This window comes from Thioalkalivibrio sp. ALE19, assembly GCF_000428605.1.
Classification (GTDB): Bacteria; Pseudomonadota; Gammaproteobacteria; order Ectothiorhodospirales; family Ectothiorhodospiraceae; genus Thioalkalivibrio.
Genome location: NZ_AUAG01000011.1, coordinates 60,768 through 75,788, shown reverse-complemented (window position 1 = coordinate 75,788; position 15,021 = coordinate 60,768). Strand labels below are relative to the sequence as shown.

11 protein-coding genes are annotated in these 15,021 nt (G+C 68.2%); 6 read left to right on the top strand and 5 right to left on the bottom strand.

Going from position 1 to position 15,021, the window contains the following annotated elements; all coding sequences use genetic code 11:
- Position 1: 1 nt before the first annotated feature.
- Together F787_RS0105990 and F787_RS0105985 are read right to left on the bottom strand one after the other, a co-directional pair.
- Positions 2-703 carry an ABC transporter ATP-binding protein gene (locus tag F787_RS0105990; protein WP_028491615.1) on the bottom strand — a complete coding sequence of 234 codons (702 nt, stop codon included), beginning with the start codon at positions 701-703 and terminating at the stop codon, positions 2-4.
- Positions 696-1,946 carry a lipoprotein-releasing ABC transporter permease subunit gene (locus tag F787_RS0105985; RefSeq protein WP_024328888.1) on the bottom strand — a complete coding sequence of 417 codons (1,251 nt, stop codon included), beginning with the start codon at positions 1,944-1,946 and terminating at the stop codon, positions 696-698. Before F787_RS0105985 ends, F787_RS0105990 begins: the two co-directional genes overlap by 8 nt.
- Positions 1,947-2,188: 242 nt before the next feature.
- On the opposite strand from F787_RS0105985, the gene F787_RS0105980 reads away from it, so the two are divergent.
- From F787_RS0105980 to F787_RS0105960, 5 genes are read left to right on the top strand one after another with little or no spacing between them, the layout of a single operon-like run.
- Positions 2,189-2,470, top strand: coding sequence for a hypothetical protein (locus F787_RS0105980; RefSeq protein ID WP_028491614.1), 282 nt, complete (start codon positions 2,189-2,191; stop codon positions 2,468-2,470).
- Between the two features lie 7 nt (positions 2,471-2,477).
- A complete protein-coding gene (locus F787_RS0105975) occupies positions 2,478-3,557 on the top strand; it encodes an agmatine/peptidylarginine deiminase (RefSeq protein ID WP_028491613.1) in 1,080 nt (359 codons plus the stop codon).
- Positions 3,554-4,474 (top strand): carbon-nitrogen hydrolase, encoded by a 921-nt coding sequence (locus F787_RS0105970; protein ID WP_028491612.1) that lies wholly within the window; start codon positions 3,554-3,556, stop codon positions 4,472-4,474. Before F787_RS0105975 ends, F787_RS0105970 begins: the two co-directional genes overlap by 4 nt.
- A 51-nt stretch (positions 4,475-4,525) precedes the next feature.
- The gene (gene mfd / locus F787_RS0105965) at positions 4,526-7,996 is read left to right on the top strand and encodes a transcription-repair coupling factor (RefSeq protein WP_028491611.1); all 3,471 of its coding nucleotides are present in this window, start codon (positions 4,526-4,528) and stop codon (positions 7,994-7,996) included.
- The gene (locus tag F787_RS0105960; protein ID WP_028491610.1) at positions 7,997-8,692 is read left to right on the top strand and encodes a CsiV family protein; all 696 of its coding nucleotides are present in this window, start codon (positions 7,997-7,999) and stop codon (positions 8,690-8,692) included.
- 66 nt (positions 8,693-8,758) lie between these two features.
- On the opposite strand, the gene F787_RS0105955 is transcribed toward F787_RS0105960, so the two are convergent.
- From F787_RS0105955 to F787_RS0105945, 3 genes are read right to left on the bottom strand one after another with little or no spacing between them, the layout of a single operon-like run.
- Positions 8,759-9,718, bottom strand: coding sequence for a S49 family peptidase (locus F787_RS0105955; protein WP_028491609.1), 960 nt, complete (start codon positions 9,716-9,718; stop codon positions 8,759-8,761).
- Positions 9,719-9,759: 41 nt separating this feature from the next.
- Entirely contained in the window at positions 9,760-10,464 is a 705-nt protein-coding gene (locus F787_RS0105950; protein WP_019022094.1) for an HAD family hydrolase, read from the bottom strand.
- Positions 10,461-11,444, bottom strand: coding sequence for an RluA family pseudouridine synthase (locus F787_RS0105945; RefSeq protein ID WP_028491608.1), 984 nt, complete (start codon positions 11,442-11,444; stop codon positions 10,461-10,463). Before F787_RS0105945 ends, F787_RS0105950 begins: the two co-directional genes overlap by 4 nt.
- Before the next feature lie 478 nt (positions 11,445-11,922).
- Here F787_RS0105945 and F787_RS0105940 point away from each other — a divergent pair, with 478 nt between their 5' ends.
- Positions 11,923-14,964, top strand: coding sequence for an Rne/Rng family ribonuclease (locus F787_RS0105940; protein ID WP_028491607.1), 3,042 nt, complete (start codon positions 11,923-11,925; stop codon positions 14,962-14,964).
- Positions 14,965-15,021: the final 57 nt, after the last annotated feature.

Genomic DNA, 15,021 nt, shown 5'->3' with positions numbered 1-15,021 from the left:
CTCAGTCGCCGTTACCCTGCAGGTGGCCCTTGACCAGGTGAACCGAACGGTCCATCTGCGCGGCCAGCGTGGTGTCGTGGGTGACCAGGGCCAGCGCCGTGCCCGTGGCGCGGTTCATCTCCCGCAGCAGAGCGAAGACGTGCTGTGCCCGTTCCTGGTCGAGATTGCCGGTGGGCTCGTCCGCGAGGATCGCCGAGGGGCGTGTCACCAGCGCCCGGGCAATGGCGACGCGCTGCCGCTCGCCACCGGAAAGCTCCGCGGGCTTGTGCTCCGCACGATCACCCAGATCCACCTGCTCCAGCCAGTGCAGCGCCTCGCGCCGAGCCTGTGGCCCCGAAATCCGGCGGATCAGCAGCGGCATGGCGACATTTTCGGCCGCCGTCAGCTCGGGCAGGAGATGGTGGAACTGGTACACAAAGCCCAGATGCCGGTTGCGCAGGCGCCCGCGCCGGGCCTCGCTCATCCCGGACCAGGGCGTGCCCAGCAGCCGGACTTCGCCGGCGGTCGGACGGTCCAGGCCGCCGAGCAGATGCAGGAGCGTGCTCTTGCCGCTGCCGGAGGCGCCGATGATCGCGACCAGCGCGCCGGGCTCCAGGGTGAAATCCACCCCGCCGAGCACGGTCACGTCCAGCTTGCCGTCGCGAAAGCGGCGTTCCAGACCCCGCGCCTCCAGCACCGTTGCATGCACGTCGTGATCAGTCATGGCGCAGCGCCTCCGCCGGCTGAGTCCGTGCCGCGCGCCAGGCCGGGAACAGGGTCGCCAGCACGGTCAGCAGGAACGCCACCCCGCCCACGCGCAGCACATCCGCCGGATCCAGTTCCGATGGCAAATCGCTGATGTAATAGACATCGGCGGACAGGAATTCGACCCCGGTCACCTGTTCGATGAACGGCACCACCACGTCGATGTTGAGCGCCAGCGCAACACCCGCCGCCGTCCCCAGAAGGATCCCGAACAGACCGATCACCATCCCCTGGACCACGAATACCGCCATGATGCCGGAGGGCGGCATCCCGAGGGTGCGCAGGATCGCGATATCGCCCTGTTTGTCGGTGACCAGCATGATCAACGTGGACACGATGTTGAAGGCCGCCACGGCGACGATCAGCGACAGGATGATGAACATCACCATCTTCTCGATCTGGATCGCCCGGAACAGATTCGCATGCTGCCGGGTCCAGTCGGAGATGAAATAGGCGCCGTTGAGTTCGCGCGTCAGGTCCTGAGCGATCCGGCCCGCCTGCATCATGTCGTCCACGCGCAGGCGCAGCCCGGAGACGTCCTCGCCGGTGCGGAACACCGCGCGGGCGTCGTCCAGATGGATGAAGGCCGTACCCCGGTCGTATTCATACATGCCGACCTCGAACAGCCCGACCACCTCGAAGCGCCGCATGCGCGGCATCACCCCGGCGGGAGACACGCTCGCCTGCGGGGCCATCAGGATCAGCGATTCACCCACCCGCACCTGCAGTTCCGCGGCCAGCTCGCGGCCCAGAATGATGCGGTAGGCGCCGCCTTCGAGCTGTTCCAGCGCACCCTCCTCCATGTGCTCGCCAATCGGCGCCACTTCCAGCTCCAGTGCCGGATCCACTCCCCGGATCATGCCGCCGGAAATCCGGTTGCGTGCACTCAGCATGGCCTCGCGCTGGACGTAGGGGGCCGCGGCCAGCACGCGTTCGTCGGCGGCGAGCACGCGCTCCTTCACGCTTTCCCAGTCCGCCAGGGCCCGTCGGCTCTCCTCCAGCGTGGCGTGCGACGCCATGCCGAGGATCCGCTCGCGCAGCTCCTTCTCGAAGCCGTTCATCACCGACAGCACCGTGATCAGCGCCATCACGCCCAGGATCAGGCCAAGGATCGAGACCACGGAGATGAACGAAATAAAGTGATTGCGACGCTTGGCGCGCGTATAGCGCAGGCCGATCGCAACGGACAGAGGTCGGAACATCCCGCAAGCATGCCAGAACTGCGAACGTCCGCCCATCCCCCGGGCAAACACTGATTGATGTACACGCTCGCGCCGAACACCCCGGGTTTTCCGGGGCAAGGCGCGGATGCACAAAATCCCGTATTCCCCTACTATAAGTGCGAGCCAGCCCGGTCCGACCCCGGGACCCACATCCAGACGGAGACATGGCCATGCCAGGGAAACGCGTTGCCTCCCGATCCCCGATCCACCGTGCGTCCGGAGTGCTTGTCGCCCTCCTTCTCGCCGGCGGCGCGGGGCTTGCCGGAACCGCCCAGGCCGACATCCTGCGGCTCGAGGACGGTTCATTCACCATCAAGGAACGCGAGAGCGTGCCAACTCGCGGGCAGACCAAGGAAACGGTACGCGGCCGTTACGGCGAGCCGACAACCCGGCATCCGACCGTGGGCGAGCCACCGATCACCCGCTGGGACTACGACAGTTTTTCGGTGGTGTTCGAGGACCGCTGGGTGATCCACACCATCGTCCACGGCAACGACGACTGACGCCGCCTTGGAAACCGGACACGAAAATATCCGCCGGCTGCCGGCGGAATGGGAGCCGCATGCGGGTATTCAGCTGACCTGGCCGCATGCGGACAGCGACTGGGCCGACAGCCTGGAGGAGGTCGAGCCGGTGTTCGCCCGACTTGCGGCCACCATCAGCCAGTACGAACCGGTCCTGATCGTGGCCCGCGATCCCGAACATATCGAGTCGTTTTCCGGGCTGCTGGTGGAAGCCGGTATCCGCAGCGACCGTCTGTGGTTCGCGCTCGCCGACTCCAACGACACCTGGGCGCGCGATTACGGCCCGATCACGGTGTATCACCAGGATCGGCCACATCTGCTGGATTTCACCTTCAATGGCTGGGGCGGCAAATATCCGGCCGACCGGGACGATGCGATCACCGCCGCCCTCGCCGCGCAGGGGGTGTTCGGCACCACCCCGGTGGAGGACGTCCCCCTGGTGCTGGAGGGGGGCAGCATCGAGAGTGACGGTCAGGACACCCTTCTGGTGACCCGCTCCTGCCTGCGCCACGCCGGCCGCAATCCGGAACTCGACGATGCAACCATCGAGGCCGCGTTGCGTCAGCACCTGGGCGCCCGGCGGATCCTCTGGCTGGAACACGGCCACCTGGAAGGCGATGACACCGATGGCCACATCGACACCCTGGCGCGCTTCTGCGCCCCGGACACCATCGCCTACCAGCACTGCGACGACCCCGACGACCCGCACTACGCGGAACTGGCGGCGATGGAGCGACAACTCGAGGTACTGCATCAGGCCTCGGGCGAGCCCTACCGCCTGATCCCTCTGCCCTGGCCGCGGCCCCTGGAGCATGCCGGCCGGCGCCTGCCGGCCACCTACGCCAATTTCGTCCTGCTCAACGGTGCGGTGCTGGTGCCGGCGCACGATGATCCGGCCGATGCCGTGGCCCGCGAGCGTCTGGCCGAGGCCTTTCCCGGACGGGACATCCTGCTGCTGGACGCCCGTGCGGTACTGCGTCAGGGTGGCAGTCTGCACTGTCTGACCATGCATTATCCGCGGGGCGCCCTCGGCATCCCGGAGGAAGACGAAGCCGCCAACGCATGACAGCCGCATCCCGTCCCGATCGCCCGGCGCCCCTGCCGGCCGCACTGGTCCAGCATCGCGATGCCGGCAGCGTCGACGCCAACCTGCAGGCCACCGAGGACGCGGTGGCGGAGGCCGCGGCCGGTGGCGCACGGCTGGTCGTGCTGGCCGAGCTGCACACCGGCCCCTACTTCTGCCAGACCGAGGACGCCGCGACCTTTGATCGCGCCGAGCCGATCCCCGGCCCCTCCAGCCGCCGCCTCGGCGAGATCGCCCGGCGCCACGGCGTGGTGCTGGTGGGGTCGCTGTTCGAGCGCCGCGCACCCGGCCTCTACCACAACACCGCGGTGGTGCTGGAAAGCGACGGGCGCCTGGTGGGCACGTACCGCAAGATGCACATCCCCGACGATCCGGGCTATTACGAGAAGTTCTACTTCACCCCCGGCGATACCGGCTTCAGGCCGATCGATACTTCCGTGGGCCGGCTGGGCGTGCTCGTCTGCTGGGACCAGTGGTACCCCGAAGCGGCCCGGATCATGGCCCTGTCCGGAGCCGAGGTACTGATCTACCCCACCGCCATTGGCTGGGATCCGGAGGACCCCCCGGACGAACGCGAACGCCAGCGCGAAGCCTGGATCACGGTTCAGCGCGGGCACGCGGTGGCCAACGGTCTGCCGCTCGTCGCGTGCAATCGCACCGGGCACGAACGCGATCCGTCGGGCGCGTCTGCCGGCGCCCATTTCTGGGGCAGCAGCTTTGTGGCCGGCCCGCAGGGCGAATTCCTCGCCCGCGCCGGCGAGCACGCGCCCGAGGTCCTGGCGTTTACCCTGGACATCGCCCGCGTGGACACCGTCCGGCGGATGTGGCCGTTCCTGCGGGACCGGCGGATCGACGCCTACGATCCCATCCTGAAGCGCTACATCGACCCGGAATCGTAAGCGCGGAATCCGTATAATGCCGCGTCCGCCATTCCGGAAGCTTCACACCGCATGTCCGAAGAACTGCGCAACCCCCTGAATCCCGGCCGCCTTCCCCGCTCCGGGTTCGAGACCTGGACCGGCCTGGGAGCGAGCGCCAGCACGCTGGCACTGGCGCGGGCCGCCGCGGATTTCCCGCACCCGCTGCTGGTGATCACGGAATCCAACGAGGCCGCGGACCAGTGGGAGGAGGAGTGGTCGTTCTTCACCGCCGGGCAGGACATCCCCCTGTTGCGCCTGCCCGACTGGGAGACCCTGCCGTTCGATGTGTTCTCGCCCCACGAGGACATCATCTCCGAGCGGCTGCGCACCCTGTACCGCCTGCCCGGACTCGAACGCGGGATCATCCTGATGCCGGTCGCCACCCTGATGCAGCGCCTGCCCCCGCGCCAGTGGCTGGCGGAACAGGGCATCGCGCTGCACAAGGGTCAGTGTCTTGACCGCATGCAGCTGCGCGAGGACCTGGTTCAGGCGGGCTACAACCCGGTACAGCAGGTGATCAGCCACGGCGAATTCGCGGTGCGCGGGGAGATCCTGGATCTGTTCCCGATGGGCGCGGAACAGCCCGTGCGCATCGAGTTCCTCGACGACGAGATCGACTCGCTGCGCCATTTCGACCCGGAATCCCAGCGCTCCACCGAGACCACCGAGCGCCTCGAGATCCTGCCCAGCCACGAATTTCCGCTGCATGAAGAGGCGATCCGCGAGTTCCGCAGCCGCTACCGCACCCGTTTCGAAGGTGATCCCGGCAGCCACCCGATCTATCGCGACATCTCGGAAGGACTTGTGCCGCCGGGCATCGAATCCTATCTGCCGCTGTTCTTCGAAGCGCTGGATACGGTGTTCGACTACTGCCCGCAGGCCCGCGTGGTGCAGGTGGGCGACATCGCCACCGCAGCCGCGCAGTTCGCCGACGAGGTCTTCCAGCGCTATGACCAGCTGCGTCATCAGGTGGACCGGCCCCTGCTCCCTCCGGACGAGCTGTATCTCAACCCCGAGGCGCTGGCCGGAGCACTGGGGGACACGTCCGGGCTCGCCCTGGGAGCCAACCCCGCTCCCCTGCCCGCCGGGCGCGGGCGCGAGGTGAGATTCCAGTGCGAGGATCACCCCGACATGGCCCTGGAACCCGCCCGCGACGACCCGGCGCGGCGGCTGCAGGACGTGCTCTCCGGAGGCCCGCGTGTGCTGGTGACCACCGAGTCCGCCGGACGCCGCGAGGCCCTGCTGACCCTGCTGCGGGATCACGGCCTGGACCATCATGCGGTGGCTGGCTGGGAGGACTTCCTCGCGAGCGAACCGGGGCTGCACGTGACCGTCGGTACACTGGCGGCAGGATTCCGGCTGCCGGATGACCGTATCGTGGTCCCCGAATCCGCCCTGATGGGCGAGCGCGCACGCCAGACCCGGCGGCGGGCGCGCCCGACCCGCGACGCGGACGCGGTGATCCAGAACCTCTCCGACCTGACCATTGGCGCCCCGGTGGTGCACGAGGAACAGGGCGTGGGCCGTTATCTGGGCCTGCAGACCATGGAGATCAACGGCCAGCCCTCCGAATTCCTCACCCTCGAGTATGCCGATGGCGCGCGGCTGTACGTGCCGGTCTCCTCGCTGCACCTGATCAGCCGTTACGCCGGGGCCGATGCCGAACACGCTCCGCTGCACCGCCTCGGCAGCGAGCAGTGGAGCAAGGCCCGGCGCAAGGCCGCGGAGAAGGCCCGTGACGTGGCCGCGGAGCTGCTGGATATCCATGCCCGCCGGGCCGCAACGCAGGGCACGGTGTTCGAGGTCGAGACCCCCGAATATCACGCCTTCGCCGCCGGCTTCCCGTTCGAGGAGACCCTCGACCAGCAGCAGGCGATCGATGCCGTGCTGTCCGACATGGCCGCGGATCAGCCGATGGACCGGGTGATCTGCGGCGACGTGGGCTTCGGCAAGACCGAAGTGGCGATGCGTGCCGCCTTCGTCGCGGTGCAGAACCACAAGCAGGTGGTGGTGCTGGTGCCCACCACCCTGCTCGCGCAGCAGCACCACCAGAACTTCATCGACCGCTTCGCCGACTGGCCGGTGCAGATCGAATCGCTGTCGCGGTTCCGCTCGGCCAAACAGCAGGAAGCGGTGCTCGAGGGCCTGCGCGAAGGGAAGGTCGACATCGTCATCGGCACCCACAAGCTGCTGCAGAAGGATCTGAAGATCGACAACCTCGGGCTGGTGATCGTCGACGAGGAGCAACGCTTCGGCGTACGCCACAAGGAGGCCCTGAAGAAGCTGCGCGCGCAGGTGGACATGCTGACCATGACCGCCACGCCGATACCGCGCACGCTCAACATGGCACTGGCGGGGCTGCGTGACCTGTCGGTCATCACCACCCCGCCGCGCGAGCGTCTGGCGGTGAAGACCTTCGTCAACGAATGGAACGACGCGGTCATCCAGGAGGCCTGCCTGCGCGAGATCCGGCGCGGCGGACAGGTGTACTTCGTTCACAACGAGGTCAACACCATCGACAAGACCGCCGCGCAGGTGCGTGAACTGCTGCCCGGGGCGCGGGTCGGCGTGGCGCATGGCCAGATGCGCGAGAGCGAGCTGGAACAAGTGATGCTCGACTTCTATCACCGTCGCTACAACATCCTGGTCTGCTCCACCATCATCGAGACCGGGATCGACGTGCCCACCGCCAACACCATCGTGATGAACCGTGCCGACAAGCTGGGTCTGGCGCAGATGCACCAGCTGCGCGGGCGCGTCGGCCGCTCGCATCACCGCGCCTACGCCTATCTCCTGACCCCGCCGTGGAAGAGCCTCAGCGCGGACGCGAAGAAGCGCCTCGAGGCGATCGCCTCGCTGGAAGACCTGGGAGTCGGCTTTACCCTCGCTTCACACGACCTGGAGATCCGCGGTGCCGGCGAGCTGCTGGGTGACGAGCAGAGCGGGCAGATCACCGAGGTCGGCTTCAACATGTACAACGACCTGCTCAACCGCGCGGTGAGCGCGCTGCGCTCCGGCAAGATGCCCGAGCTGGAGGCCCCCGAGCCAACCGGGACCGAGGTCGAGCTGGGAATGCCGGCGCTGCTCCCGGACGAATACGTCCCCGACGTGCATACCCGGCTGATCCTGTACAAGCGGATCAGCAACGCCGATTCCGAGGACGCCCTGCGTGATCTGGAAGTGGAGCTGGTCGACCGCTTCGGCCTGCTGCCGGATCCGGCGCGCACCCTGTTCGCGGCGGCACGCCTGCGTTTGCGCCTGACGCCGCTGGGCATCCGCAAGCTGGAGATGGGGCCGGCCGGCGGTCGCCTGGTCTTTGGAACGGATCCCGATCTGGACATCGGGGCCCTGGTGGAACTGGTGCAGTCGGACCCGCAGGGGTATCGTCTGGACGGACAGAAGGCCTTCCATTTCCATGGCAGCATGGAGACGCTGGAAGCCCGAACCGAGGCGGTTCACCGCCTGTTGAACACCATCAGCCGCAACCAGGAGGCGGCCTGAATGTCACGCAAACATCGCGAGTCCCCGTCGACCGACGTCCGGTCCGGTCCGCACAGCCCCGGTCGGCGCCGGCTGCTGGGCGCGCTGGTGGCCCTGCCCTGGCTGGTGCCCGCCACTCCGGCGCTGGCCCAGGTCGGGCGTGAGTACCGCATCGAGCTGGTGATCTTCCAGCACCTGACCGAAGAAAGCCGCCGGTTGCTGGAAACGACGGGGGCCGCGTTGCAGCCGTCTCCCGGCTCCGGCCCGATCGGCGAAGGGACCTACCGGCGTTCGCGCCGGGGCTTCGACCTCGGCCATGTGGCCCGGCGCATCGAGGACGATCGCGACAGCCGCCTGATTGCCACCCTCGCGTGGGACCAGCGCGGCCGGGACCATGCCTCCACGCCGTGGCTGACGGTAAGTGAGGGACGCTCGCTCGACCGCCGCACGCCGCTGTACGACGATCGTGGTCCGGTCTCACCGATCCTGCAGGAACCGGCAGAGGAACGTCACGAACTGGAAGGCCGCCTGCGGGTCTGGGTCGGTCGTTTCCTGCATCTGGAGACCGACCTGATCTTCCATGACGCGACCGCCGGGGATACCGCCATCGCCGTCCGGGGGCATCAGCGGATGAACTCGGGCGACGACCTGTTCTATCTTGATCACCCGGTCGTCGGCATGATCGCGCGCGTCACGCGCATCGACACCAGCGACTGAGGCGCGCGCCCGCCGGACATGGAGTCCGCGGGGCGGCCCGCCCCCGGCCGGTTCCGGCTCACCGGCTCAACGCCACTGAGGCGTGGATTCCAGGTTCAGCACCTGCTGCATCACCACCGTGCCCAGGTCCTCCAGGAACAGCTGGATGGGCGTGCGGCGCGGACGGAATTCCACCATCTCCTCGATACCGATGACGTCGCGAGCCACGCTGCGCGGATTGCCGAGACCGTCGGTCAGCCCGAGCTCCACGGACCGTTCACCGGTCCAGGTGAGGCCGTTGAAAATATCGGCGTCTTCGGCCAGACGTTCGCCGCGTCCGGCACGGACCACATCGATGAACTGCTGATGGACATCCGTGATCAGGCCTTCCATGTGATCCACATGGTCCGGCTCCAGCGGCAGGAACGGGTCGAGGAAGGCCTTGTTCTCGCCCGCGGTGAACAGCCGGCGCTCGACACCGATGTTGTCGATCAGGTCCACCACGCCAAAGCTGTCCAGACGCACGCCGATGGAGCCCACCAGGCTGGCGCGGTCGGCGTAGATCTCGTCCGCCGCTACCGCGATGTAATACGCGCCCGAAGCCCCGATGTCCCCGATCACCGCATACAGGGGGATGTCTTCGTGTTCCTCCTTCAGGCGCAGCAGTTCGTCGTGGATGATCCCGGCCTGCACCGGACTGCCGCCACCGGAGTTGATGCGCAGCATCACCGCCTGCGTGCCGTCATCCTCGAACGCCCGTTGGAGCGTCCGGGTAAGGTCCTCCGCATTGGCGCGGGCCGAGGCCGCGATCATGCCGTCCACGTCCACCACGGCCACGTGTTCCCCGGGTTTCCTGTCGGTTTCGAACCAGCTGTCGAAGCCGTCGCCCCGCACCAGGATCAGCAGGGCGAACAGATAGGCGAACAGCAGGATCTTGAAAAAGATGCCCCAGCGGCGCGCCCGGCGCTGTTCGATGACCTGCGCCTGGACCAGGTTCTCCAGGGTTTCACGTTCCCAGCCCGGCTTGTCGTCTTTCGACCATCCCATCTCGTTCGTCCTCTTCCAGGGAAACACTGATCCGCGGTCCGTCACGGTTCCATCAGTCGGCGGTGCAGCGCGGGAATGTCCGGTACCAGCGCCGCCGGTTCCTCGGCAGCGAGGCGCGCATCCGAATGGGCCCCGTGGGTGATCCCCACCGCCCGTACCCCGGCCGCCCGCGCCATCTGCAGATCGTAGATGCTGTCGCCCACCATCAGCGCCCGCTCGCGGGCGACCCCCGTACGCCGCAACAGGTCCTCCAGCATCGCGGGGGCGGGCTTGGACGGCTGCTCGTCACTGGTCACGGTGGCCACGAAGCGGGGGCCCAGTCCACTGGCCGCCAGCGTCCGGTCGAGCCCGGCGCGGGATTTGCTCGTGGCTACCGCCAGCAGGATCTCGCGCCGGTCCAGGTCCTCCAGCAGCGCCTCCACGCCGGGGTAAAGCGGCTCGTCCGGGGCATCCGTGGCCTCCAGGTAACACTGGCGGTAGCTCGCGGCGAACGCCTGTATCCCGGCGTCGTCCAGTTCGGGATGGAGCTGACGTACCGCCGCCTGCACCCCCAGCCCGATGATGCCACGCAGCGCGCTTTCCTCGCGCTCGGGAAGGCCGTGCTCGCGGGCCGCACGGCGCAGGCAATGGATGATGCGCCGCGGCGAGTCCATCAGCGTCCCGTCCCAGTCGAAGACCACCAGGCGGAGTTCCCCGGTGTCGGGCGGAAGCAATGCCACCTGCGTATCCGTGCCCGTTGCCGTCATGTCGTCGTGTCCGCCGTGTCCAGATTTTCCAGCACCTGCTGCAGTTCGTCCGGTAAGGGAGCGGAAAAGATCCGCTCCTCGCCCCTTCCGTCCTCGAAGCGCAGCGCCCGGGCATGCAGGAACAGGCGTCCGAGGCCCAGCTGACGCAGCCTGCGATTGGCATCCGGCAGGCCGTATTCATGATCGCCCGCGACCGGATGACCGATCTCGCGGCCATGCACCCGGATCTGGTGAGTCCGTCCGGTGCCGATGCGGACCTCGGCCAGCTGAAAGGCGCCATGGGCTTCCAGCGGCATGAACACGCTGTTCGCTGCGCGCTGGCGTCCGCCGGAGTCGCCCGCCGCGGACATGCGTCGGCGCCCGTCGTCGCCGCGATCCGCGCTCAGCGGGGCATCACAATGGATGGGCTGGTCATCTTTCCAGCGGCCGACCAGCAACGCCAGGTAACGCTTGTCCACGCGCCCGTCACGCAGGGCTTCGTGCAGGGCCTGCAGCGGCTCGCGCCCCTTGGCAAGCACCAGACACCCGGAGGTCTCGCGGTCCAGGCGGTGACCCAGTTCCAGCGACGCATCCGGCCGCAACACCCGCATCGCCTCGATGATCCCGAAGGGCAGACCGCTGCCCCCGTGCACCGCCAGACCCGAGGGCTTGTCCAGCACCAGGTAGTCGTCGTCCTCGAACAGGATCGCCCCGCGCAGGCGTTCCAGCACCTTCGGAGGAACATCCGGGGTGCCGGTCTCCTGCGGACGCTCGAGGTCCGGCACGCGGACCTTCGAGCCCGTGGCGAGGCGCTGGCGCGCGCTGGCCCGCCGGCCGTCCACGCGGATGGCCCCCTTGCGGATCAGCCGGTAGAGCAGACTCCGCGGCACTCCCCTGAGTTCGCGCAACAGGAAATTGTCGAGACGCTGGCCGTCGGCGCGCTCGCCCACCACCAGCTCGCGGGGGCCGGAAGCGCCGGCGTCGGAAGATCGGGATTTCATGCGCGGAATGCTACCGCAGTCCCCTCCCCGCGGCCATGCGCGCCGCGCCTGCCGACGCCGCGGCGATCGTCACCCGGGGGACAGAACGGGTCCTGCCGTGCGTCGTCATAAAGTAGCAAAAAACTTGCCGCGGCAGGGCCTTGTATCCTACATTGCCCGCTGGCGGTACCCCGTTTCGGGCGTACGCCGCCACGAATCATCCACCGCTCCGGCCCGCGCCTCAGGCGCCGGGGCCGGACGGCCCTCGCCAAGAGCGAACGCGTGACACTATTTCTTTTAACCCAGTCCTGCTTCCCCGGTCGCTGTCCAGAAGGACGGCTGATCCCGTGGCTGCTGGTGAATACCTGGCTGGCGCGCTGGCTCACGCTACGCGCCGCCCCTGCGCGCACTCTTTCAGCACAGCATCCGTGCCGCACGGTCACCGCCCGCCCGACCGGCCCTGTCGGGGAGCAGCGGGACGCCCCAACGAGTCCATCGCATGAAACGCATCCTGATCAACGCAACGCAGCCGGAAGAGCTGCGCGTCGCCATGGTCGACGGCCAGCGGCTGTACGACCTCGACATCGAACTTCCCTCGCGCGAGCGCAAGAAAGCCAACATCTACAAGGCGAAGATCACCCGCGTCGAGCCCAGCCTCGAAGCAGCCTTCGTCAACTTCGGGGCTGACCGCCACGGCTTCCTGCCGTTCAAGGAAATCGCCCACTCGGCGGTGGGAGCACCAGCCGACAGCGACAAGCCCGTCCGCGAGTTCCTGAAGGAAGGCCTGGAAATCCTGGTCCAGGTCGAAAAGGAAGAGCGTGGCACCAAGGGTGCAGCGCTCACGACCTTCATCAGCCTGGCCGGGCGCTACCTGGTCCTGATGCCCAACAACCCGAAGGCCGGCGGCGTGTCGCGCCGGATCGAGGGCGAGGACCGGGCCGAACTGCGCGAGGCCCTGTCGGGCCTGAACATCCCCGAAGAGATGGGCCTGATTGCCCGCACCGCCGGTGTCGGCCGCAGCACCGAAGAGCTCCAGTGGGACCTCGATTACATGACCGCGCTGTGGTCGGCGGTGACCGAGGCCTCGAAAAAGGCCCGGGCCCCTGCCCTGATCCACCAGGAAAGCAACGTCATCATCCGTGCCCTGCGCGATCACATGCGCACCGATGTCGGCGAGGTGATCATCGACGATGACACCATCTACGAACAGGCCGACGAGTTCGTGCGCATGGTCATGCCCAACAGCCTGCGCAAGCTGAAGCACTACACTGACCCGGTCCCGCTGTTCAACCGCTACCAGATTGAAAGCCAGATCGAGAGTGCGTTTGACCGCGAGGTGCAGCTGCCCTCCGGCGGCGCCCTGGTGATCGACCACACCGAGGCGCTGATCTCCATCGACGTCAACTCGGCGCGCTCGACCAAGGGCGGCGACATCGAGGAGACGGCCTTCCATACCAACCTGGAAGCGGCCGAGGAAGTCGCGCGGCAGCTGCGGATCCGCGACCTTGGCGGCCTGATCGTCATCGACTTCATCGACATGAGCGCCAACAAGCATCAGCGCGAGGTCGAGAACCGCCTGCGCGAGGCGCTGGAAATGGATCGCGCGCGCGTTCAGGTCGGCCGCATCAGCCGCTTCGGGCTGCTGGAAATGTCGCGCCAGCGGCTGCGCTCCTCGCTGGGCGAATCCAGCCAGATCACCTGCCCGCGCTGCCACGGCCACGGCCAGATCCGCAGCGTGGAATCCATGGCGCTGTCCATCCTTCGCCTGATGGAGGAGGAAGGCATGAAGGACCGTACGGGCCTGGTCCTGGCCCAGGTCCCGGTGGACGTGGGCACCTTCCTGCTCAACGAGAAGCGCCAGGCCATCGGCGAGATCGAAGAGCGTCACGGGGTCGAGATCAGCATCATCCCCAACCCGCAGTTCTTTACCCCGCATTTCACCGTGCAGCGCGTGCGCGGCGACGAACGCGAGGAAGTGGTCAGCGATCGCAGCAGCCACCAGCTGGTGGAAATCGTGGAGGAAGACCCGGACCCGCATCAGGAGCGCCGGCAGAAGCCGGAAAAACCGCTGGTTCAGGGCGTCAGGGTATCCGCACCACCGCCGGAGTCCCCAGCCGCGCCGCCGACCGGTGCGGGTTCCTCCGCTCCGGCCGGGCCGCCGCCGGAACCGGTGGCCCAGCCCGGATTCTTCGGACGCATCTGGTCCGCGCTGTTCCCCAACAGCCGTCCCCCGGCCAGCACTGCCGGCACGCCGGCCGAATCGGACACGCCGGCAGAGGGCGAAGCGCGTGGCCGGCGCCGTGGCAAGGGTGGCGAGCGCGGGCCGGATCGCAACCGCAAGTCCGGCGACAGGAGCGGCGACAGCGGTGGCAATGGCAGCCGCCGTTCCCGCGGCGGCAAGGGTGACAAGTCCCGCAAGTCCGACAAACCCGACAAGTCCGGGGAGGAAACGCGCACCGGCAAGGGTGGCGGCCGGAACGGCGGCAAGCCCGAAGGTGATGACAAGCCGCGCAAGGAGAGGACCGGCGAACCCGGCGAAGGCAAGGGCAAGTCCGCCGGCGGCGGGCGTTCCGGCAAGGCCGGCGGCGCCGACAAGTCCCGCAAGGGTGAAGACAAAAGCGACGACAAGACCGCCCCTGAAGGCGCGAATGAAGGCCCGAAGACGGCCGAAACCAGCGCGGATACGCCCGTAGAGGCCACCACACAGGAAGCCGCGGATCGTGCGCCGGAGACCTCCGGTAGCGGCGAGGACAGCGGGGATGACGGCAAGGGGCGGACCCGCAGCCGGCGTTCCCGCCGTGGTGGCCGGCGTCGCGGCGGCCGTGCCCGCAGCAGCGACGCGGCAGCGGACAGCCAGGAGCCCCGTGACGACCAGGACGCCAACGCCACCGACTCCAGCGGCACCGACTCCGGCGAGCCCACGGCCGACAGCAGCGAATCCGGATCGCAGGCCACCACCCCGGTCCGCTCCGACGCCGAAGCGCCGGAGCCGAGCCCCTCGCAGGAAGACAGCGAGGCGGCATCGGCATCCGGCGGGCGGAAGCCCCGCACCCGCAAGCCGGCGAAAAAGAAGGAATCCGCCGCCAGCGAAGGGGACGCGGACAACCAGGCCCCTGCCGAGGCACAGGCGGAGCAGGCTCCGGAGGCGGCCAGCGATGACACCGGCGAAGACGCGGGTGGAAGCAGCAGCCGTCGGCGGCGTTCCTCCGGCAGCCGCGGACGTTCGCGGGCCGCGCAAAAGGCGGAAGGCGATACGAGTGACGAGGGCAGCGCGGAGCCGGTGACGGAGCCCGCCAGCGACGCGGCTTCCGCATCCGCGCCCGAAGCCGGATCATCCGACGAATCCCCGGATGCCGGCACGGCCCCGTCCAGCCGCCGTCGCCGCACGAGCTCGACCCGGTCCCGCAAGAGCGCACCCGCGAGCGAAGCCTCCGACGCCGGCCCGGCGGCGGACGCCGGGGACAGCAAGCCCGCGGACAGTGAGCCCGCGGATACCGGCGGCGAGACGGACGCAGACGGTTCCGGGTCGAAGAAGGACTGAGGCCCGGTTCCATGAATCCCGTCCCCGCAGGCATGTACCTGTGGAGGCGGGTTTCCC